24 protein-coding genes and 1 pseudogene are annotated in these 18930 nt (G+C 69.1%); 13 read left to right on the forward strand and 12 right to left on the reverse strand.

Annotation, left to right across the window (positions count from 1 at the left end; all coding sequences use genetic code 11):
• Positions 1 to 58 precede the first annotated feature (58 nt).
• The gene (locus NO931_RS01330; RefSeq protein WP_256390821.1) at positions 59 to 1492 is read left to right on the forward strand and encodes a dihydrolipoyl dehydrogenase; all 1434 of its coding nucleotides are present in this window, start codon (positions 59 to 61) and stop codon (positions 1490 to 1492) included.
• A gap of 11 nt (positions 1493 to 1503) precedes the next feature.
• On the opposite strand, the gene NO931_RS01335 is transcribed toward NO931_RS01330, so the two are convergent.
• Positions 1504 to 3411, reverse strand: a complete 1908-nt coding sequence (locus NO931_RS01335; RefSeq protein WP_256390822.1) for a formate/nitrite transporter family protein — start codon at positions 3409 to 3411, stop codon at positions 1504 to 1506.
• Positions 3412 to 3442: 31 nt separating this feature from the next.
• Positions 3443 to 4228, reverse strand: a complete 786-nt coding sequence (locus tag NO931_RS01340; RefSeq protein ID WP_256390823.1) for an HpcH/HpaI aldolase family protein — start codon at positions 4226 to 4228, stop codon at positions 3443 to 3445.
• 221 nt (positions 4229 to 4449) lie between these two features.
• On the opposite strand from NO931_RS01340, the gene NO931_RS01345 reads away from it, so the two are divergent.
• A complete protein-coding gene (locus NO931_RS01345) occupies positions 4450 to 5298 on the forward strand; it encodes a GNAT family N-acetyltransferase (RefSeq protein WP_256390824.1) in 849 nt (282 codons plus the stop codon).
• A 73-nt stretch (positions 5299 to 5371) separates the two neighbouring features.
• Here NO931_RS01345 and NO931_RS01350 read toward each other — a convergent pair whose 3' ends face one another.
• Positions 5372 to 5821, reverse strand: coding sequence for a universal stress protein (locus NO931_RS01350; RefSeq protein WP_256390825.1), 450 nt, complete (start codon positions 5819 to 5821; stop codon positions 5372 to 5374).
• A gap of 72 nt (positions 5822 to 5893) precedes the next feature.
• Positions 5894 to 7192: an inorganic phosphate transporter gene (locus tag NO931_RS01355; RefSeq protein ID WP_256390826.1), complete on the reverse strand. Its 1299-nt coding sequence runs from the start codon at positions 7190 to 7192 to the stop codon at positions 5894 to 5896.
• A gap of 182 nt (positions 7193 to 7374) precedes the next feature.
• On the opposite strand from NO931_RS01355, the gene NO931_RS01360 reads away from it, so the two are divergent.
• Both NO931_RS01360 and NO931_RS01365 read left to right on the forward strand, forming a co-directional pair.
• Positions 7375 to 7527, forward strand: coding sequence for a DUF7837 family putative zinc-binding protein (locus NO931_RS01360; RefSeq protein WP_256390827.1), 153 nt, complete (start codon positions 7375 to 7377; stop codon positions 7525 to 7527).
• Positions 7524 to 7670 (forward strand): zinc ribbon domain-containing protein, encoded by a 147-nt coding sequence (locus NO931_RS01365; protein WP_256390828.1) that lies wholly within the window; start codon positions 7524 to 7526, stop codon positions 7668 to 7670. The genes NO931_RS01360 and NO931_RS01365 overlap by 4 nt, the downstream gene beginning before the upstream one ends.
• A 162-nt stretch (positions 7671 to 7832) precedes the next feature.
• Here the strand turns inward: NO931_RS01365 and NO931_RS01370 are convergent, their stop codons facing one another.
• The gene (locus NO931_RS01370) at positions 7833 to 8342 is read right to left on the reverse strand and encodes a hypothetical protein (protein ID WP_256390829.1); all 510 of its coding nucleotides are present in this window, start codon (positions 8340 to 8342) and stop codon (positions 7833 to 7835) included.
• 146 nt (positions 8343 to 8488) lie between these two features.
• On the opposite strand from NO931_RS01370, the gene NO931_RS01375 reads away from it, so the two are divergent.
• Together NO931_RS01375 and NO931_RS01380 are read left to right on the forward strand one after the other, a co-directional pair.
• The gene (locus NO931_RS01375) at positions 8489 to 8680 is read left to right on the forward strand and encodes a hypothetical protein (RefSeq protein WP_256390830.1); all 192 of its coding nucleotides are present in this window, start codon (positions 8489 to 8491) and stop codon (positions 8678 to 8680) included.
• A gap of 164 nt (positions 8681 to 8844) precedes the next feature.
• Complete coding sequence (locus NO931_RS01380; RefSeq protein WP_256390831.1) at positions 8845 to 9336, forward strand: histidine kinase; 492 nt, start codon at positions 8845 to 8847, stop codon at positions 9334 to 9336.
• A gap of 69 nt (positions 9337 to 9405) precedes the next feature.
• On the opposite strand, the pseudogene NO931_RS20795 reads toward NO931_RS01380, so the two are convergent.
• Positions 9406 to 9495 (reverse strand): annotated as a pseudogene (locus NO931_RS20795) (helix-turn-helix domain-containing protein); the annotation flags it as partial.
• A gap of 58 nt (positions 9496 to 9553) precedes the next feature.
• Positions 9554 to 10252, reverse strand: a complete 699-nt coding sequence (locus NO931_RS01385) for an SDR family NAD(P)-dependent oxidoreductase (protein ID WP_256390832.1) — start codon at positions 10250 to 10252, stop codon at positions 9554 to 9556.
• 136 nt (positions 10253 to 10388) lie between these two features.
• Between NO931_RS01385 and NO931_RS01390 the strand changes: the two genes are divergently transcribed.
• Positions 10389 to 10625, forward strand: coding sequence for a DUF2249 domain-containing protein (locus NO931_RS01390; RefSeq protein WP_256390833.1), 237 nt, complete (start codon positions 10389 to 10391; stop codon positions 10623 to 10625).
• Positions 10626 to 10656: 31 nt separating this feature from the next.
• Here the strand turns inward: NO931_RS01390 and NO931_RS01395 are convergent, their stop codons facing one another.
• The 3 genes from NO931_RS01395 to NO931_RS01405 all read right to left on the reverse strand — a co-directional run bounded on the left by NO931_RS01395 (position 10657) and on the right by NO931_RS01405 (position 13278).
• Entirely contained in the window at positions 10657 to 11016 is a 360-nt protein-coding gene (locus tag NO931_RS01395; protein WP_256390834.1) for a thioredoxin family protein, read from the reverse strand.
• 64 nt (positions 11017 to 11080) lie between these two features.
• Positions 11081 to 12184, reverse strand: coding sequence for an NAD(P)/FAD-dependent oxidoreductase (locus NO931_RS01400; RefSeq protein ID WP_256390835.1), 1104 nt, complete (start codon positions 12182 to 12184; stop codon positions 11081 to 11083).
• A 77-nt stretch (positions 12185 to 12261) separates the two neighbouring features.
• On the reverse strand, positions 12262 to 13278 hold the full coding sequence (locus NO931_RS01405; protein WP_256390836.1) for a DUF7544 domain-containing protein: 1017 nt from the start codon (positions 13276 to 13278) through the stop codon (positions 12262 to 12264).
• Positions 13279 to 13409: 131 nt separating this feature from the next.
• Here NO931_RS01405 and NO931_RS01410 point away from each other — a divergent pair, with 131 nt between their 5' ends.
• From NO931_RS01410 to NO931_RS01425, 4 genes are all read left to right on the forward strand, one after another.
• Positions 13410 to 13856, forward strand: a complete 447-nt coding sequence (locus tag NO931_RS01410; protein ID WP_256390837.1) for a universal stress protein — start codon at positions 13410 to 13412, stop codon at positions 13854 to 13856.
• A gap of 181 nt (positions 13857 to 14037) precedes the next feature.
• Complete coding sequence (locus NO931_RS01415) at positions 14038 to 14790, forward strand: SDR family NAD(P)-dependent oxidoreductase (RefSeq protein WP_256390838.1); 753 nt, start codon at positions 14038 to 14040, stop codon at positions 14788 to 14790.
• A gap of 72 nt (positions 14791 to 14862) precedes the next feature.
• Positions 14863 to 15282, forward strand: coding sequence for a universal stress protein (locus tag NO931_RS01420; RefSeq protein WP_256390839.1), 420 nt, complete (start codon positions 14863 to 14865; stop codon positions 15280 to 15282).
• Positions 15283 to 15427: 145 nt separating this feature from the next.
• Complete coding sequence (locus NO931_RS01425) at positions 15428 to 16561, forward strand: multicopper oxidase domain-containing protein (RefSeq protein ID WP_256390840.1); 1134 nt, start codon at positions 15428 to 15430, stop codon at positions 16559 to 16561.
• Positions 16562 to 16598: 37 nt separating this feature from the next.
• Here the strand turns inward: NO931_RS01425 and NO931_RS01430 are convergent, their stop codons facing one another.
• Positions 16599 to 17006 (reverse strand): DUF7994 family protein, encoded by a 408-nt coding sequence (locus NO931_RS01430; RefSeq protein WP_256390841.1) that lies wholly within the window; start codon positions 17004 to 17006, stop codon positions 16599 to 16601.
• A 159-nt stretch (positions 17007 to 17165) separates the two neighbouring features.
• Here NO931_RS01430 and NO931_RS01435 point away from each other — a divergent pair, with 159 nt between their 5' ends.
• Positions 17166 to 17651, forward strand: a complete 486-nt coding sequence (locus NO931_RS01435; protein ID WP_256390842.1) for a hypothetical protein — start codon at positions 17166 to 17168, stop codon at positions 17649 to 17651.
• Between the two features lie 24 nt (positions 17652 to 17675).
• On the opposite strand, the gene NO931_RS01440 is transcribed toward NO931_RS01435, so the two are convergent.
• On the reverse strand, positions 17676 to 18443 hold the full coding sequence (locus NO931_RS01440) for a DUF2797 domain-containing protein (protein ID WP_256390843.1): 768 nt from the start codon (positions 18441 to 18443) through the stop codon (positions 17676 to 17678).
• Between the two features lie 116 nt (positions 18444 to 18559).
• Here NO931_RS01440 and NO931_RS01445 point away from each other — a divergent pair, with 116 nt between their 5' ends.
• The gene (locus tag NO931_RS01445; RefSeq protein ID WP_256390844.1) at positions 18560 to 18892 is read left to right on the forward strand and encodes a BsuPI-related putative proteinase inhibitor; all 333 of its coding nucleotides are present in this window, start codon (positions 18560 to 18562) and stop codon (positions 18890 to 18892) included.
• The last annotated feature ends 38 nt before the right edge of the window (positions 18893 to 18930 follow it).

Raw genomic sequence — 18930 nt, forward strand, 5'->3', positions numbered from 1 at the left:
CCATCGGATCGAGTGGTCGGGACTAGCGCTTACCATCCGATCGCTCGTAACCGGAGTCATGCGAGAGTTCGATCTGATCGTGATCGGCGGGGGATCGGGGACCGCGGTCGGCGACGCCGCGGCCGACAGGGGCGGAGACGTGGCGGTCGTCGAACCGGGACCGCTCGGGGGCGCCTGCGTCACGCGGGGCTGCGTGCCCTCGAAGGGGCTGATCCACAGGGCCGACGTGATCGCGGAGATACGGCGCGCCGGGCGCTTCGGCGTCGACGCCGATCTCGGGGACGTCGACTTCGCGTCGATCACCGCGGAGGTCCGTGAAACGGTGTTCGAGAAGGCCGAACACATGGAGCGACAGCTCCGCGACTCGGACCGCAAGACGCTGTTCGACGCCGAAGCGCAGTTCGTCGACGAGCGGACGGTCGCGGTCGACGGCGAGGAGCTCCGGGGCGAACAGGTCGTCGTCGCGGCGGGCGCCCGGCCGTCGGTCCCACCGATCGACGGGCTGGAAGAGACGGACCACCTCACGAGCGCCGAAGCGCTCTATCTCGACGAGCGTCCGGACCGGCTGGTGATCCTCGGCGGCGGCTACGTCGGCGCCGAACTCGGCTACTTCTTCGAGACGATGGGCACTGACGTGGCGATCGTCGGCCGGAGCGAGCGGCTGGTTCCCCGGGAGGACGACGCCGTCGCCGAGGCAGTGACCGCGGCATTCGAGGAGCGCTGCGACGTCTACGCCGGCCACGAAGCGACCGCCGTCGAGGAGCGGGATGGCGACATCGTCGTGACGGCCGAGCCCGCAACTGAGGACGATTCTACGGACGGGAACGAGATCGAGGTGGCCGGCGACGAACTGCTCGTCGCGACGGGGCGGACGCCGAACACCGATCGTCTGGCCGTCGACGCGGGCGGGATCGAGACCGACGACGGCGGCTTCGTCGCGACCGACGACTACCTCGAGACGAGCGTCGACGGCGTCTGGGCGCTCGGCGATATCGCGGGCCCGCCGCTGTTCAAGCACGCCGCCGACTACGAGGCGCGCGTCGTGGCGCGCAACGCGGTGCTCGACGGCCAGCGGCGGGTCGACTACACCGGCCTCGGCCACGCGATCTTCACCGCACCCCGAGTCGCGAGCGTCGGGCAGACGGAGGGCGAGCTTCGCGACGACGGCGTCGAGTACGAGACCGCTCGCGCCGAGTACGGGGACGTGCCGATGGGAATGGTCTCGAAGGACGACCGCGGGTTCGCCAAAGTGCTCGCGGCGCCGGACGGCGAGATCCTGGGCTGTCACATCGTCGGCGAGGAGGCGCCGACGCTGCTCCACGAGGTGCTCGTCGCGCTGCGCAGCGGCGACGGGACGGTCGAAGACGTCGCGGAGCCGATCCACGTCCACCCGGCGCGCAACGAGGTCCTGCTCAAGGCGTTCGACGAACTCGCCGACGTTCCCTACGCCGGAACGCCGGACTGGAGCGACGTGACGATGGGGTCGGAGTAGGAGAATCCGCGTCAGCGACCGAACAGTCGCTCGCGCAGGCTCCGGTCGCTCGCCCGCTCGGCGAACAGCACCGGCACGTCCACCTCGTCGATCACGTCGTAGTGCAGCGAGTCGGTCGCGAGCCGCGAGAGCAGCCCCCGCTCGGTCGCGCCGATCACGACGAGCGTGTGGTCGGCCGCCGCGCGCCCGATCGCCCCCTCGACGTCGCCCGAGTCGTCGATCGCGTGGGCGGCGTCGTCCAGACCCTGTTCGGCGGCCCAGTCCGCGAGGAACTGCTCGCCGGCGTCGCGCTCGTCGGGCCCGTCGACGACGTGTAGCAGCGTCACTTCGGCGTCGGCCGAGTCCTGCAGCGCGCGGGCGACCTCGGCGCTCAGCTCGCAGTTAGGGCCGCCCGCGGTCGGCAGCAGGACGCGCGAGGCGTCGACGTCGTCGCCGTCGAGCACGAGGAAATCGCAGGGGAGCTGCCGGGTCAGCTCGCTCAGCGGTCGCTCGGCTCGGCCGGCCGCCCAGAGCCGGTTGTCGCCCCAGCTCATCAGGACGCGGTCGGCGTTCTCGCGCTCGGCGATGTCGAAGATCTCCTCGAACGATCGGTGGGAAACGACCGTCGACGTCTCGCAGGCGACGTCGTGACGCCGCGCCGTCTCGCGGGCGTCTTCGAGCAGCGCGTCCGAATCGGCGACGATCCGGCGTCGCTGCGCCGCGCCGTACCCGCGGGGCGAGCGCCCCGGCGTCTGGACGACGTGAACGACGTGGACCGCGGCGTCCTCGTGCTCGCCGGCGATCCGGCAGGCCAGATCCACGAGCTGTGTCTCGGTTCGGGGATTGGCGATCGGGACGAGCATGGTGAACGCGGCGTCGCCGGCCGCGAGGTCGTCGGCGGTGTCGATCAGCGGGACGTACGATCGGCCGGCGAAGCGGCCGAGCAGCCACTCGTCGATATCGAGCTGTCGGTCGGCGCCCTCGAACCGCGCGGACTCCAGACGGTGCTCGCTCGTCTGGTAGTAGTTGACGACGGTGACCAGCACGACGCCGCCGATCGTGTTGCCCAGCAGGACGGGGACGACGAACTGCCACAGCCCGGTCAGAAACGCCGCGTCGGCGTACAGCGTCAGGTAGACCAGTTCGGTAAACGAGACTACGGAGTGGAACAACCCGCCCAGCGGGATCGCGAGAAACGCCAGGTAGACCACGGTGAGACGCGAGATCGTGTCCCGCGCGGCGTACTCGACCCAGACGACGCCCGCGACGACCAGTCCCGCGAACGCCGCCTTCGAGAACAGCGACCACCACTCGGTCGCGATCCCCTCGCGGGCGATGTCGGCCGCTACGGCGGACGCTTCGGGCGAGAAGACGCCGCCGTACGCTAACGCGAGGGCGCCGAGCGTGCCGCCCGTGAAGTTCCCGGCCAGCACGACGATCCAGTTGCGGAGCAGCGCCGGGACGCTCGCGATCCGCTCGATCGTCAGCGCGACCGGCGGGAGCGTGTTCTCGGTGTACAGTTGATACCGGCCGATAATGATGTAGATGAACCCCAGCGGGTACAGCAGCGCGCTCAGCACCGGATCGCCGCCGGTCTCGGCGTACAGCGAGGCGTACAGCAGGAACGTGATCGTGATCGCGAAGCCGGCGGCCAGCGCGCTGAAGAACAGTTCGCGGCTCCCGGAGGTGATCTCCTCGTCGGCCGCGGCGACGATCCGCTGGAACACCTCGTCCGAGGAGAACCGGTCCCTGACGACGGCGCCGACCGCGGGCGCGCCGCTGCGCGAGCGCTCGACGGCCTCGCGGACCGATTCCTCGGGATCGGGTCTGTCGGGGTCCTGTAGCCCCGTGCTGTTCGAATCGACCCGATCCCGGCGGCCGGAAGGATTCTGTTGTGCTCCACTGACTCTCTCGTCGGCGGAGCGGTCGGGATCGTTCACGAGTGTCCCTCCACGCGGTGATCCGTCCGCGTCACCGTTCGATCTCGTCGAGCCACCCCGTGACGGACTGCTGTACCGCACCGGTCGTGGTGCCGACGTTGAGGATCCGGTAGCCGCGGTCGATCTTCGCCGAGACGTCGTCCGGCCCGAATCCGAGTCCGCCGAGCGGGACGTCGGCGTCGAACGCCGCCGTCTCGATCTCCTCGACGGCCTCCTCGACCTCGGGGTGGGTCGGCTCACCGGGGTAGCCCAGCGCGACCGAGATGTCCAGCGGACCGGCGAACACGAACCCGAGTTCGGGCACGTCCAGAATTTCGTCGAGATTCTCGATCGCGGTCGGGTTCTCGATCGTCACGCCCACCATCGTCTCGGCGTCCTCGACGTCGACGTAGTCGTCCGCGGTGCCCCAGCGGCTGGCGCGGGGCGACGCCATCCCGCGGTCGCCCGGCTCGCCGTCGTAGCGGAATCGTGCGGCCCGCACCGCCTGTCGGACCTCCTCGGCGGTCTCGATCCGCGAGACGAACAGGTTCCGCGCGCCGGCGTCGAGCGCCTTGCGCACCAGCGCCGGGTCGGGTTCGGGCAGTCGGACGAGCGCCTCGACGCCCGAGCGCTCGGCGGCCCGGAGCAGGTGTTCGAGGCTCGGCCCGTCGGCCGGGCTCGGGCCGGCGTGTTCGAGGTCGAGCCAGACGAAGTCCAGCCCCAGTTCGCCGTAGAACTCGACCATCGTCGGGCTGTAGGCGTTGTCGAGCACGCCCAGCGCGGCCTCGCCGGACTCGACCGTCTCCTGCAGCGCGTTCGTTCGCGGCGTCTCGTTCATGCTCCAACGTGCCATGCCTGAATTCAAAAAGCCCCGGTCGCGGACGGTCGCTCGCCGCTTCTGCGTCGCGGAACGTCACTCGGCCCCGCGTATCGCGGGACGCTGTCCACGTCCCGCGTACAGCGAGTCACGCCCTGCGTGCAGCGAGACGCCGCTCGTCCCACGCGCGCCGCGGGACGCCGCACCCGCCGCTTTTGAGATTCGCGATCGAACCTTCTAACGTGCACCTACGCGACGTCCACTCCGACGACGAAGGGCGGATACGCGAACTCGTCGAGAGCACGATGACTGCGGGCTACGCGCTGAGTCCCCAGCAGATCGACGCGGTCGTCGAGGACCAGTTCGGACAGGACCGGCTCGCGGGCGACTCGGGCGATTCCGAGGCGACGTACGTCGTCGCGGAGACCGACGACGAGGTCGAGGAGACGACCGTCGCGGGGGTCGTCGTCGGCCGCGCGACCGACGACGCCGGCGAGATCAGGTGGCTGTTCGTCGATCCCGAGCACCGCGGAAAGGGAATCGGAACGACCCTGTTCGAGACGGCCCGCGAGGAACTCCGCGACGACGGCGCCGACGAGATCCGCATCTACCCGCTCGAGGAGAGTACGCAGGGGCCGCAGTTCGCCGAACGGCTCGGCTTCGAGCAGATCGACGACCGCGAGGTCGAGATCGGCGGCGAGTCGTTCGTCGAGTACACCTACGCGGAATCGTCGAGCGGCGAGGACAGAACGGCGTCGAGCGACGCCGAAGAGTCCGCTGCGGACGCCACGGGTGATCCGACCGAGTCCACCGAGTTCCCGAACACCGAGGAGCGCGACGGTCACAGGACCGTGATGACCGAGGACGGCGAGCGGCTGTACGTCGACGCGGACGACGCGCACTCGGGGACGTCGGCCGCCTTCTTTGCCGTCTACGAGGATGGGGACTTCGAGGATCGGTACGGCTTCTACTGCGGCAACTGCGGATCGCTCGACGTGTCGGTCGATCAGATGGACCGCTACGAGTGCGGCGAGTGCGGGAACAGCCACGCCTCGCGTTCGGACCAGTCGTACGACGACTCGCACATCTGAGACTCCGTCGCCGATGCGCACGACATCGACCGCTTGACGCCGATCCTCGATCGGCGACAATTGCGACCGCCGATCAGCGAACGACTGTCACCGTCACCGGAGCGCGCTGGGTCACTCGCTTGGCCGTCGACCCGAGTAACACGTGCGAGAGCGTGTCGTCGCTCGCGGCGCCGATCACGATCTGGTCGATCTCGTGCTCGTCCGCGTACTGCAGGATCTCCCTGCTCGGCTTGCCCAGTTTGACGACGCTGTCGAACTCGCCGTCGAACGACGCGGCGCGCTCGCGCAGTTCCGCGTGGAGGTCGTGAGCGTTGTCCCACTGCTTCTGGTACCACTCCTGAGAGTACGCCGGGATGCCGGCCTGTCCCAGCGGCGACTGGAGGCCGGGCGTCAGCGGATCGACGTCGAACGGATCGACGACGGTGATCGCGGTGACGTCGACGCCCGGCAGCTCGAAGGCGTGTTCGAGGGCGTGTCGCGACTCCTCGGAGCCGTCGACGGCGACGAGCACGTGTGCGCTCATGTGGTCGGTCACGCGGATCGGCGTGATAGCTCTGGGTGTCGGCTCCCGGTGCCGGCCGTCCACGCGTCGGGCTCAGAGCACCAGCAAGAACAGAACGTACGCGCCGATCGCCGACAGTGTCGGCGTGAGCACCCACAGGAACACGATGCGACTGGTGGCCGCGGGATCGAACAGGCTCTCGGCGGCCAGTTCGTCGAGCTCCTCCTCGCCAATCGGTGCCACTTCGGCGTCGTCGCTCTCCTCGATGACTTCCTGTCGCTGCTCGGCCTCGGCCTGCTGTTCGGCTTCGGTGCCGGCGAGCGTTCCCACCGTCGGCCCGCTGGGTGGCGAGTCGTCGGCCGACTCGGCGCCGAGCGCTCCCGTCGAAAGCTCCGGCCCGGCGTCGGCGTCGAGCTGCGCGACGTCGGGATCGGTAGCCACGCTCGCGGCCTCTGCCAGCGTCACCGCGCGGCTCGCCCGCCCCCAGCCGAGTCCGATGATACAGCAGGTCGTGCTCACCGCGAGGCTGGCCGGGATGCCCAGCTGCGAGAGGATCGTGATGATCGTCGCGCCGACCGACGAGACGATCAGCGCCGCCAGGATCGGCAGGTCGGTGATGCCGTCGCCGACGGTCGCGAGCGTCCGGCGCGCGATGGTAAAGCCGCCGAGGCCGATGGCGCCGATCGCCAACAGGATCCCCTGCTCGACGGAGATCGATCCGTTTCCGACGAGCGGGGCGACGGCGTTGGCCGCGTTCGACGCGCCCGCGGAAAAGCCCATGTAGCAGGCGATCACGAGCACGAGTCCCGAGCCGAGGATGTCCCGCGGCGTCGCCCGGTCGTTGAACGCTGGTCTGGGGATCGCCCCCGTTCGATCGAACCTGATCAGCGAACTCTCCAGTCGCGTGAACGTGAACCGCGCGTCGAGGTGCGGGTACAGGTACCGGCCGATCACCATCCCGACCAGGAACGCCGACAGCGGCGCGACGATCCACGCCGAGACGATCCGGAACATGATCGCCTCGTTCAGCGACCCCGTGGCGATGCCGAGGCCGACGATCGCACCGACCGACGTCATCGACGTCGAGGCGGGCACGCCGTAGAGGTTCGAGAGCAGCAGCGACGCCCCCGCGAAGAAGAGCACGCCGACGCTGGTCGCGAGCGTGAACTGGCTCGCCGGGACGATCTGGCTGCTCATCGTGTCGATGACGTTCCGGCCGACCGTCCACCCGCCCAGCAGCGCGAATACGGTAAACAGCGCCGCCGCGGTCACCTTGCCGACGATCCGGCTCCCGACGGCCGGCCCGAACGCCACGCCGGTCGAGGAACCGCCGATGTTGTATCCGACGAACGCGGCGACGAACAGCCCGACGACGAGCAGCGCCGTTACCATACTATCGCTTACGAGGACAGTCTTTCTATGCGCTTGGGCTCTCCGTTCCGGAGCGGCCGTTTCGTTCCGTTGTTCACTTTCGCTCCGGTTGCCGGGGATTTTTGTAATGGCCGTGGGATACACGGCCTAATGAGTTCAGCACCGATCGCCCGCCGAGCACCTCCCGCGGCCCGGACGAACGCGTGACAGCACAGCAGGCCGACCTCGGCGACTGCCCGAACTGCGGCGCGACGGTGCCGACCGGGCAGCTCCTGATCGAGTACGAGGCCGAGAGCGGGGGCGGCGTCTGGGCGGAGTGTCCCGACTGCTCGAAAGTCGTCGATCCACAGCGATGATCCGGGCGATCAAGCAGCTGATCGGCGGGCCCGACAGTTCGGACGTGCTTTTCGAGTGTCGCGACTGCGGGACGAGCCTCGCGCCGGAGTCCGAGCACTGCCCGGAGTGCGGCAGCGACGCCGTCGTCCGGTACGAGCTGTAGCCGTCTGGTCGCGGCCGTCGACTGGCGTCACGCACCGTCGATCATCGACAGCCGACGCGAGTACCGGCGGATCATCGTTCCGTCCTCGTCCTCCAGCTCGACGGTGAACTGCTTCTCGCCGGTCACGGATTCGAGCTCCCGCTCGCGGACCGGCGTCGGTCGCTACGAAGTGCCTTCCTCGTCGTCTTCGGTTGCGTCGTCATCTTCGCGCTCGTCGGCTTCGGCGTCCCGTTCGTCGTTTTCGGTCGCGGCGTCGCCTTCCTCAGCAGTCGCCAGTTCGGCCTCGTCGACGGCGTCCTCGACGACTGATTCGTCGATCGCCATCTCGCCCGGTTCGGCTGGTTTCGCGTCGACGTCCCCGCCGACTCGCTCGGCGATCTCCTCCGGAGTGCGGTCTTCGCCCGGCGCGTCCTCGATCGGTTCGTCGTCCCGGTCGGCCGGCTCTCCCGTCTCGTCGGTGCCCGGCTCGCCGATCGGGAGCGAGCTCGCGCCGGGCAGCCCGCCCTCGCTTTGGGCCGCCGACCGCAGTCGGCGGAGTGCGAGATACGCCGCCCCGCCGACCGCGAGGGCGGCTGCGAGTTTCCGCCCGAGGTTCGATCCCTCCCGGTCTGCGTCCCGCGTCGGTCCGGTGTCGGCGTCGCCACCTCCGGTCAGTTGCTGTATGCGAGTCACACCCGAACTACGCCGCCGCGGCGGAAGTTCATTGGGGCGCGGCGGTCTGCCCCGATCGCTATCGGCCGGGAGCCGCTCGTCCCGAACATCGCGGCGCTGGGGATCCCGAACTCGTCGCGCCCGCGACGATCATCGGCATCACGGAGATGTTCATCCCCGCGCTGCCGGTCGTCGAGGCGGCGCCGACGGCGCGCTTTTTCGTCGCGGTGCTGTCTATCTCGCAGCTGATCGTCTTCTCGGCGGTCGGCCCGATGATAGATCTGTTCGGCGGCATCCCGATCCGGTTCCGGGACCTCGTCGTGCTGTTCGCGATGCCTCCGCGATCTAGGTGTTGCTGATCGCGCTGATCACCCACGTCGTCGCCGCGCTGGGACTGCTGTAGCCTCGGTCTGTCGCTCCGACCGTCGACGGGACAATCGATGCCGTATCGGAGCCTAACGGGACGTATGCGGCAGATAGGTAGTTGTTCGCTGGTGGCCTAGTAGTTGCCAGAGGAACCGAAATGTCATCCAGAACTGGAGAGCCCACCGAGGTCGTCGGGGGGGAGGAGATCGAGGTATCGAACGCGCGAACGTGGGCCGGCGGCGCGGTCGGCGGCCTGTTCGGCGGCGTCGTCATGGGCGTGCTGATGACGGTCCTGATGCCGGGTGCCGTCGAGGTGGCGATCCCGGCGATGTACGGACTGGAGGGAGTGTCCGCCGGCTGGGGGGTCCACCTGCTCCACAGCGTGTTGTTCGGGCTAGTGTTCGCGGCGATCGTGATGCGGCCCGGCATCGAGCGGTACGTGCCCACGAGCCGCGCAGTCGTCGGCGCCGGCGCGCTCTTCGGCGCCGCGCTGTGGCTCGTCGCGGCGGGACTCGCGATGCCGATCTGGCTGAGCGCGGTCGGGTTCGCCGGCGCGCCGCCGCTGCCGAACCTCGCGATCCCGAGCCTGATCGCGCACCTCGCGTACGGCCTGGTGCTCGGCGTCGGCGTCGTCGCGCTGCGGCGCTGAAGTGCGCACTTTTTTCGGCGGCGACGCGACGAGAGCGTCTGTCGCCCGGCCGCTCACTAGAGCCGGAACGACAGCGTCGACGAGCTTTCTCTCGGCGTCCCGGAGGTGATCTTCGGCGGTCCGCCGCTGGACGCCGAGTTCGTCTGCGACCGCCGTCGTCACGGTCGCTCCCGTTCTCGTCGGTCGAGCGATGCGAGAGCTCCAGATAGTACCTCGCCTAGAACTCCTCGACGTGCGGGCGGAGATCGAGCTCCAGGGTCCACGCGCTGCGGTCCTGCTCGACGAGGTGCCAGTAGCTCTCGGCGACGGCGTCCGGATCGAGGTACTCCTCGGGGTCGTCGACCGCACGGTCCGGCGGCTCGATGCCGCCGTCGATCACGGCGTGGGCGACGTGGATTCCTTCGGGCCCCAGCTCGCGGGCCATCGATTCGGCCATCCCGCGGACGGCGAACTTCGCGGCCGAGAAGCCGACCGCGCCCTCGCGCCCGCGAACGGCCGAGGTCGCGCCGGTGAAAATGATCGTTCCGCCGTCGCCGTCGAGCATGTCGTCGACGGCCGCCTGCGAGCAGAGCAGCCCGCCGCGCGGCCCGACCGCCATCGCCCGATCGAACTCCTCGGCGTCGATCTCGCGGAGCCCCTTCCAGGAGCCGCCGCTGGCGTTGACGACGAGGACGTCGACCGGGCCGAACGCGTCGCGGACTCGGTCGAAGGCGTCCGCGACATCCTCGCGGTCGGTCACGTCTGTCGGGACGGCCAGCCCGGCGCCGTCGGTCTGGTCCAGCTCCCTCGCGAGCTCCTGCAGGTACGACTCGGTGCGGGCGAGCAGCGCGACGTCGCAGCCCTCTCGCGCGAATTTGCGGGCGACCGACGCTCCGAGTCCCGGCCCGACGCCGGCGACGACGGCAGTCGTGTTCATAGTCGCGGCTTCGACGCCGCTGCTCAAACCGTTACGGGTCGTCGTGACCGCCGAGGGCGGGACGCCGCTCTCGACCGTTCGCTGGGCGAACGTAATCGGGACAACCCCTTTTCCGTCGCCCGCCGTCCGTTCGCGTATGAGCATCGACACGACGGGCGACGGCGGTCGGGAACTCGACGTCAGGGAGATCGACGGCGAACCGTTCGGCGACATCATGTCGGCGCTGGAGGATCTCCCCGCGGACGAGACGCTGACGCTGGTCAACAGCTTCGAGCCCGTGCCGCTGTACGAGGTGCTCGAACGGAAGGGGTACACCCACGACACGACGCAGGTCGACGACGACCTCTGGCGCGTCGAGATCGAACGCGCCTGATCGCGGGCGCGGTTCCCCGTGCTGTTCGACCTTACTCGTACTGCTCGACCAACTCGACGAGCCGCTCGGTCTCGACGAAGCCGTCGGCGACGCGCTCGACGAGTTCACCCTCCGAAAACACCAGTAGCGTCGGGACGCTGCGAACGTCGTACTCCTCGACCAGCGCGAGGTCCTTCTGTGGATTCAGCGTCGCAACGACGGCGTCGGTCGCGCGGGCGACGTTGCCGACGACCGGCTCGATCGACTGGCACAGCGTACAGCCCTTCGTGTAGAAGTCCGCCAGGACGAGGTCGTTCGCCGCGACCAGCGCGTCGAGTTCCTCGCCGCTCGCGAGTTCGACCGGGCGATCGTCATCGTAGTCTGGAACGGAATCGAGTTGCGTGTTCGTCATTGGTGTAGAGTGAGTATCTGGATGCTTTCGGCTTTCGCCGACCTGCCTCTCCGCAGCGGCCGGATCAGTCGTCTCCGGGGGCCTCGGCTTCGGCTTCGCGCCGCGGACCGCCGGCGTGGCCCTCGTGCTCGATCGCGGTCGCGAGCAGATCCGGCGAGATTGCCGGTACTTCGGCCTCACTGACCGGTCCCTGCTCGTCGAGTTCGTCGGCGTCGCGGGGGAACTCGCGCAGGTCCATGTGGAGCGCGATGCCGGCCTTCGCGCCCTCGCCCATCGCGACGGGAATCTGGTTGTGCCCCGGCGTCAGGTCGCCGACCGCGTAGACGCCGTCGACCGACGTGCGCCCGTGGTCGTCGACCGCGACCGTGCCGTCGTCCTCGCGCTCTATATCGAGCGCGTCGGCCAGCTCGGCGTGGTAGTCCGAACCGTACATCGGGAAGCCGCCGCGGTACTCCCGCGTCGTGCCGTCCTCGAACTCCATGGCTTCCAGCCAGCCGTCCTCGTCGTTCTCGACGCCGGTCACGTCCTCGGTGATCACGTCGACCGGGTGGTTCGCGAGCAGTTCCTCGGTCTCGTCGCTCCACTCGGGCTCGGCGCCGCGGGTCAGCAGGTCGACGTCGTCGGTGTAGTTCAGCATGATCATCGCGACGTAGGCCGCCGAGTCGCCCGCGCCCATCACGAACACCGGCTCGTCGACGAACATGTACGCGTCGCAGTGGAGACACCAGTGTAGTCCTTTTCCAGTGCGGGGAAGCGGCGGGTCCGGCCGCTCGTCCGAGAAGCCGGTCGCCAGCACGACGCTCGCCACGGCGACCGTCTCGCCGCCGGTCGTGACGCGGAACCCCTCGGCGGTGCCCGCCCCGTCGTCGGCGTCTTGCTCGTCTTCGGCGTCCGACAGCGGCTCGACATCCTCGACGAACCCCTGGCGGTACTCGGCGCCGTACTCTTTGACCTGCTCGATCGCCGTTTGGAGGAACTCGTTGCCCGAGACGTCCTCGGTGACGCCGATGACGTTGTGCGTGTCCTGCATCATCGCCGCTCGGCCGCCGCCCCGGTTGACGACCAGCGTGTCCAGGCCGAGGCGAGTCGCGTACAGCGCGGTCGTCAGTCCGGCGGGGCCGCCGCCGACCACGGCGACGTCGTAGTCGAGAGTCTCGTCGGTGTGCATTCGACCGGAGGTAGGGCGTCAGGACGGTTAAATGGCGAGCGGCTGTGCGCGAGCAACGAAATACTGCCTCGCCTCGGTCACCGCTCCGCGTCGCCCGACGCGTCGGTTATCTCCGCGCGCACGTCAGCCAGCAGATCGAACGGCGTCGAGACGGCGCCGAGGACGAGCAGGCTGTAGTACCGGAGGTACGTCTGGATCGGCACCTGCACGAACGTCGTGCCGACGACGAGCACGCCCAGCAGCCACAGCGCGGCGACGGCGCCACCGAGCGCCAGTCCGATCGCGCTCGTTCCGAGCGCCTGCCCGAGCAGGAACAGTGCGCCCGCGACGATTCCGAAGGGAATCCCCAGCAGGACGGCGGCGGCGACGAACCCGATCCCCGCGACGACGCTGGCGACGCCGCCGAGCACGAGGCGGGCGAGCGCGTAGACGGCGTACTGGCGCCACTCCGCGCGCAGTTCCGGCCAGAAGGCGCGCCACCCGCCGACGACGCCGGTCTCCTCGACGATCATCACCGGAACGACGAAGTCGGCCGTGAACGCCAGCACGAGCCACAGCCCGACGCCGACGAGCAACAGGACGGGCGACAGCAGGACGAGCGCGATCACGAACAGCCCGCCGGTCAGCACCACGAGTCCGACGATGCCGATGACCGCCGAGAGCACCACGACGCCGACGGCCAGCCGAAACAGGAACAGCGACGCGCCGGCGTCGGTGTATCGCCCGAAGCGGCCGCGGATCCCGATCTCGCGCTCGCGGAGGATCTCTACGAACACGAACTCCAGCACCGCCCCCAGATACGCCAGCGCGAGGCCGACGAGCAGCGCGACCACGACGACGCCGACGAGCAACTGGAGTTGCGACGCCGTGAGCCCGCCCTCGAAGACGCCCGGTCCCGGCGTCGGACTCACCGGTGCCGCGCCGTTCCCGCTGTCGCCCAGCGAGAACGAGGCGTTCGGTTCGAAGGCCGTCGCGCCCGAGACGAAAAAGGCGACGACGGCGAGCGTGAGCCACTCCCGGAGCGAGAACGGCAACAGCAGCCTGCGGGTCGCCGTCAGCGCGTCGTCGAGCGCGGACAGGGCGTGCCATGTCATACTAGTGGTAACCTCACCCCCATAGGAATACGTTTGGAGGGGCTCTACCGCGGATTATGCCCGCTGTGGTCGGTGTCGTTCTCGCCCACTGCAGTTCGACGCTTATGCCATCGGCCGTGGTACGACCACATATGCCCGACACGATCCTCGTTCCCGTGGACGGATCGCCGCTGTCGTTCCAGGCCCTGCAAGTCGCGCTCTCGGAACACCCCGACGCCGAGATCACCGCGCTCCACGTCATCGACCCGACGGAACCGGGCTACAGCTACCCGGTCGACTTCGATCCGGACGCCGAACCGCTCCACGGCTCGGACGAGTGGATGGCTCGCGCCCGCGAACTCGAATCGGAACTGTTCGACGACGTCCGGTCGACCGCAGCCGAGCACGACGCCGAAATCGAGACCGACACGGCGGTCGGCGATCCCCGGCGCGTCATCGTCGAGCACGCCGAGCGCGAGGGCACGGACGCCATCGTGATGGGGAGCCACGGCCGGGAGGAAGAGACACGCATCCTGCTCGGGAGCGTCACCGAGGCCGTCGCGTTCCGCGCGCCGGTCCGGGTGACGCTGGTTCGGTGACCGAGGCGTCGGCATCGACCGTCCGTACGTCGTTCCACACCGCGGCACCCGATCAGCATCGGCGTTCGGCGACGGCAGTATCCGCTCCGGCGTCCCACACTGGAGCCTGCTCGGTTCCGGCGTCCCCTCGGAGTGACCGACACCCGCAATATACCTCTCCCGACGTGGCACTCGCGACTGTATGCTAGACTTCACCGATCGCGTGGCGATCGTCACCGGCGCGGCGCGGGGGATCGGGAAAGCGACGGCGCTTCGACTGGCCGAGGAAGGCGCCGACGTCGTCGTCACTGACGTCGCAGCGGAGCGCGACGACGTCGCGGACGCCGTGGAGGAGCGGGGCCAGTCCGCGCTGGCGCTGGAAGTCGACGTGAGCGACGAAGCCGAGGTCGAGGCCGCCGTCGAGGAGACGATCGAGGAGTTCGGACGGATCGACGCGCTCGTGAACAACGCCGGCATCTTCCCGACGGCCGATCTCGCGGCGCTGTCGGCCGAGGACTGGCAGCGCGTCATCGACGTGAACCTGACGGGAGCGTTCTACTGCACGCAGGCGGTCTGTCCGACGATGCGCGAACAGGGGTACGGGCGGATCGTCAACGTCTCCTCGGCCGCGGGCGGCCGGGTCGGCTGGGCCGGCAACCTCGCACACTACGCGGCGAGCAAAGCTGGGATGGTCGGGTTCACCCGGAGCGCGGCGATCGATCTCGGACCGGACGGCGTCACGATCAACGCTGTCGTGCCGGGAATGATCGACACCGGCGCGGCCGAGCGCGTGTCGAGCGACGAGGAGATCGAAGCCGCCGTCTCGGCGATTCCGGTCGGCCGTCAGGGCGACCCCGAGGAGTTGGCGAACGTCATCGCGTTCCTCGCCTCGGAAGCGTCAAGCTACGTCACCGGCGCGTCGCTGGTCGTCGACGGCGGGATCACGAAGGTGTAGCGGGCGCCCGGGATGCCGGCCCGCGCTCACGTACTTCAGGGACGTCGTGGTACGAACGCACGAGGTGATCCGATGTACGAGACAATACTGCTTCCGACGGATGGCAGCGACCCGGCGAATCGAGCGATCGAACACGGGCTCTCGCTGGCCCGCGAGTACGACGCGACGGTCCACGCGATGTACGTCGTCGACACGAGCCGGTACGGCGAACCCGCGCTGAGCAGCGCCGAGATCGTGCTCGACGAACTCGAACAGCGCGGACAGGATCTCACCGACGATGTCGCGGAACGGGCCGACGATGACGGCGTCGCGACGGTCACTGAGGTCTGCCACGGACGTCCCGACGCGGAGATCGTCGGGTACGCCGACGAGATCGACGCCGACGTGATCGTCATCGGCTTTCAGGGCCACTCTCACCAGCGGACGAACCGCGTCGGGAGCGTCGCCGATCGGGTCACGAGATCGACGGATCGGCCAGTGTTCATGGTCTGAGTGCCAGAAAGCCGGCCTTACCGGGCTCTCGAGCGATTCGACCGGCCGCCCGACATCCCACCCGAACATGTTCGCAACGTTCCCACGCGCTGAGAACCAGTTTTCCCCGTTATATTCTGGGTCTTCTTACGTCGAGGTGTACACAATGAGCGACAACATCGGCGCACCCGGATCGGACATCTCTCGGCGCGAGTTCGTGGCGGCGACCGGCGGTACCGGCGCACTGGCGCTGGCGGGCTGTACGGCCCCGGCACAGGACTCGGCGACCCCGGCCCAGCAGTCGGCGGCCGCGGACCTCCCGACGACCTCGCCGCCGGAGGTCGTGCAGGTCGACGAGCAGGGCGGGAGCGTGACGCTCAGCTCGCAGACGGCCGTCCACCAGCCCCACCCGATGGAGACGATGGGCGGTCCCGTCGAGCTCCCCCGCGTGTGGGCGTTCCAGGCCGACGACCGCGACCCCAGCGTCCCCGGTCCGATCCTCCGGACGACCGAGGGCAACGACATGGAGGTGACGTTCGACAACACGGACGGCGACATGCCCCACACCGTCCACTTTCACGGCGTCAGCAAGACCTGGGAGAACGACGGCGTCCCGACGACGACGGGCATTCGCGTCGATCCCGGCGAGAAACACACCTACGAGATCCCCGCGAACGTCCCCGGCACGCACCTCTACCACTGCCACTATCAGACCCACCGCCACATCGACATGGGGATGTACGGCTTCTTCCGCGTCGATCCGAAGGGGTACGAGCCGGCCGACCGGGAGCTGTTCATGACGCTCAAAGACTGGGACTCGCGGCTCAACCGCCAGTTCGCCGGCGAGGACGTCTCCTACAGCCCGCGCAACCGCGATCCCGACGTGTTCACGATCAACGGCAAGTCCGCGCCCCGAACCCTTCACCCCGAAGACGGCTCGCCGGTGATCGTCTCCGAGGGCGACACCGTCCGCATCCACTTCGCCAACAACGGGTACATGAGCCACCCGATCCACACGCACAACCACCGCTTCCGGATCGTCGAGAAGGACGGATCGCAGGTCCCCGAGGCCGCCCAGTACGAGCAGGACGTGGTCAACATCGCGCCCGCAGAGCGCAAGACCGTCGAGTTCGAGGCCGACGCCGATCCCGGCATCTACCTGATGCACTGTCACAAGGTCAGCCACGCGATGAACAAGAACTTCTACCCCGGCGGGATGGTCGGCGGCATCGTCTACGAGTCGGCGATGGACACCGACATCTTCTCGAAGTTGATGAACTACGCCGGCTACGAGGGCTGAACGGCCCCGCTCTCGGACCGACTTTCGGCGCCGACGCTCACCGGCCGATCGCCCGCTCGACGTCGGCGTCGATCTCGAAGTGGCGGCCGTCGCGGGCGACGTCGACGCCGTAGAACAGCAGCGAGAATCCGCCGCCGACCGCCGCGACGAACAGCAGAAGTTCTTCTCCGCCGGCCGATCCTGCGAGCACCGACGGCGCGTAGATGCTGGGCACCGCCAGCGCGAAGACGGCGTAGGACGCGCCGATGAGATGGCGCCACGTGACGACGACCGGCCCCACCGACAGCTCCGCGACCGTCCCGGCCAGCAGCGCGAGCGCGCCGGCGACCGCCATTCCCGGCACGGCGACGCTCTCCGTGAGCGCCACGGGGCCGAAGAGGCCGACGAGCGCCGCCACGAGCAGCAGGTCGAGCAGCCCGAGGTACCGATAGCTCGATTGCTTCACGAGTGATCGTATGCTGTGCTGACAGTAACTCTTTGGGTCACCGGGATTCCACCCCCGGCGTCCGGTGTCGGTATCGCTCACGAGAGGTCCCGAGACGGCCGTACACGCACGGAGAGACTCGTCGAAACGTTATTGTGGGATCGGCGGAGTCTGTGATCCGTGAGCACGCCCGACTCCCCCGACACCCAGTCACGGTCTGCCCCGGTCGATCGGGTCACCCGGCTTCGACGCCGCGTTCTACCGGCGCTCCACCGGATCAAGGAACCGCTCGGCGGATACGCGATCTGTACGCTCGATCCCGCCGAGTACGTCGGAACGGTGTCGCGCTCGCTCGACGCGATCCGCGAGACGCTCCGCGACATGGAGTTCGAGCGCGAGCCGATCGCGTCGCTCAAGCGCCGCGCGGACGGCCGACTCTCGGCGGGGAGCTGGGTCCGGCGCGAGTCGCCCCTCGCCGACAAGCAACTCCACGTCACGCTCGTCCGCGAGGCGACCGGCGTCGTCGAGCTGTACGCCCACCGCGAGTACTCCTGGCTTACCCATCCCTATCGTCACTACACATTCTCGGAGTGGGAGCCGGAAGCCGGCGCCGCGCGGATGCGCGAACTGCTCGCCGACCGCGACCTGACGCTCCGGCTCGATTAGACCGCGGCCGCTCAGAATAGCCAGCTACTCCCCGAACGCCCCGAGACTCGCCTGGAGTTCGCGCTCCACTTTTCCCGGCTCCAGTTCGTAGCCCACCAGATCCCGGAGGTCGACGGCGTACTCGCTCCCGCCGGATTCGAGCACGAGCACGCGCCCCTTCGTCCCCCTGATCGTTCCGGAGGCGATCGTCTCGGCGACCGGCTGGACGGAGAGATCGAGTCCGTAGTCGAAGGCGAACGTCTCCAGGTGATCGAGCTCGTCGAGCACCGCCTCCCAGGCGTCGGCGTCGACCGCGCGGTGGAGCCCGGCGACCTTGTCGGGCACCCGCACCCGATCGGTCAGATCGGCGGCGAGTTCGGCCTCGATCTCGCGGGCGATTCGACCGTTCGACACCGTCCGGAGGTGAGCGGCGCGGTCGGCGCCCTGCTCGCGCAGCCGCGTGTCGAGACGCCACGAGCGCGTGACGCCGATCTTGAAGATGTCGGGCGCGAACGCCGCGAGATACACCGCGTGCTCCTCGTAGCAGTCCATCTCGTCTTTCAGGCACGTGCCGGTGCAGCGCGCGCACACCCAGGTGCTCGAATGGGCGTCGCAGTACGGCGCCCGATCGGCGTCGCAGGGAACGTGGCCGCCGTCGTGAATCGTCCCCGCGCAGTGGCGATCGTCGAGGCGGTAGGCCAGCTCGTCGCCCGGCGCCAGCGGCCGACGCTCGACGCCGCCGTCGCCCTCCGCGAGCAGCAGCGCGGCGTCCTCGTCGGGCGCCGACGCCGTCTCGTAGCCGACCACCTGCATCGCCCGTCGGTAGGCATGCGTCCGATAAATGCCCTCCGCTCGGCGGCTCGCGCGCTCGGCCGGTCAGTCTCCCGTCTCGTCCCAAACGTCACGTCGCGCCGGGCCGACGACTGCGTATGGCGCTGGCGGCTCGGCTCGACGCCGACGCGACCGCGGATGGCGTCGCGCTGCGGTTCACGGTTCGGAACGAGGGCGACGAGCCGGTCGAGCTCTCGTTCGGCGACGCCCAGCGCGCCGAGTTCGTCGCGCGCGACGGCGACGAAACGGTCTGGCGGTACGGGGAGGGACGCGCGTTTGCGCAGGTGCTGGGCACCGAGACGATCGCCCCGGACGGGACGCTGACGGTCGAGTGCGACTGGCCCGCACCATCTCCCGGGACGTACGAGATCGAAGCCGCGCTGACCGCCGCGGACGCGGACTGCGCCGCCGAGACGCGCGCGTCCGTCTGAGGGCATCGCTCGCGGTCGTCCCGGTCGCGTCGGATCGC

The organism is Natronoarchaeum rubrum, from assembly GCF_024494695.1.

What these genes read in the sequence shown, in the direction of transcription:
- NO931_RS01340 (WP_256390823.1), bottom strand. Translation starts at nt 4,228, where the DNA reads ATGAACGAGACGCCGCGAACGAACGCGCTGCAGGAGACGGTCGAGTCC.
- NO931_RS01425 (WP_256390840.1), top strand. Translation starts at nt 15,428, where the DNA reads ATGAGCGACAACATCGGCGCACCCGGATCGGACATCTCTCGGCGCGAG.
- NO931_RS01390 (WP_256390833.1), top strand. Translation starts at nt 10,389, where the DNA reads ATGAGCATCGACACGACGGGCGACGGCGGTCGGGAACTCGACGTCAGG.
- NO931_RS01375 (WP_256390830.1), top strand. Translation starts at nt 8,489, where the DNA reads ATGTTCATCCCCGCGCTGCCGGTCGTCGAGGCGGCGCCGACGGCGCGC.
- NO931_RS01415 (WP_256390838.1), top strand. Translation starts at nt 14,038, where the DNA reads ATGCTAGACTTCACCGATCGCGTGGCGATCGTCACCGGCGCGGCGCGG.
- NO931_RS01405 (WP_256390836.1), bottom strand. Translation starts at nt 13,278, where the DNA reads ATGACATGGCACGCCCTGTCCGCGCTCGACGACGCGCTGACGGCGACC.
- NO931_RS01440 (WP_256390843.1), bottom strand. Translation starts at nt 18,443, where the DNA reads ATGCAGGTGGTCGGCTACGAGACGGCGTCGGCGCCCGACGAGGACGCC.
- NO931_RS01395 (WP_256390834.1), bottom strand. Translation starts at nt 11,016, where the DNA reads ATGACGAACACGCAACTCGATTCCGTTCCAGACTACGATGACGATCGC.
- NO931_RS01420 (WP_256390839.1), top strand. Translation starts at nt 14,863, where the DNA reads ATGTACGAGACAATACTGCTTCCGACGGATGGCAGCGACCCGGCGAAT.
- NO931_RS01410 (WP_256390837.1), top strand. Translation starts at nt 13,410, where the DNA reads ATGCCCGACACGATCCTCGTTCCCGTGGACGGATCGCCGCTGTCGTTC.
- NO931_RS01330 (WP_256390821.1), top strand. Translation starts at nt 59, where the DNA reads ATGCGAGAGTTCGATCTGATCGTGATCGGCGGGGGATCGGGGACCGCG.
- NO931_RS01355 (WP_256390826.1), bottom strand. Translation starts at nt 7,192, where the DNA reads ATGGTAACGGCGCTGCTCGTCGTCGGGCTGTTCGTCGCCGCGTTCGTC.
- NO931_RS01380 (WP_256390831.1), top strand. Translation starts at nt 8,845, where the DNA reads ATGTCATCCAGAACTGGAGAGCCCACCGAGGTCGTCGGGGGGGAGGAG.
- NO931_RS01445 (WP_256390844.1), top strand. Translation starts at nt 18,560, where the DNA reads ATGGCGCTGGCGGCTCGGCTCGACGCCGACGCGACCGCGGATGGCGTC.
- NO931_RS01385 (WP_256390832.1), bottom strand. Translation starts at nt 10,252, where the DNA reads ATGAACACGACTGCCGTCGTCGCCGGCGTCGGGCCGGGACTCGGAGCG.
- NO931_RS01365 (WP_256390828.1), top strand. Translation starts at nt 7,524, where the DNA reads ATGATCCGGGCGATCAAGCAGCTGATCGGCGGGCCCGACAGTTCGGAC.
- NO931_RS01350 (WP_256390825.1), bottom strand. Translation starts at nt 5,821, where the DNA reads ATGAGCGCACACGTGCTCGTCGCCGTCGACGGCTCCGAGGAGTCGCGA.
- NO931_RS01400 (WP_256390835.1), bottom strand. Translation starts at nt 12,184, where the DNA reads ATGCACACCGACGAGACTCTCGACTACGACGTCGCCGTGGTCGGCGGC.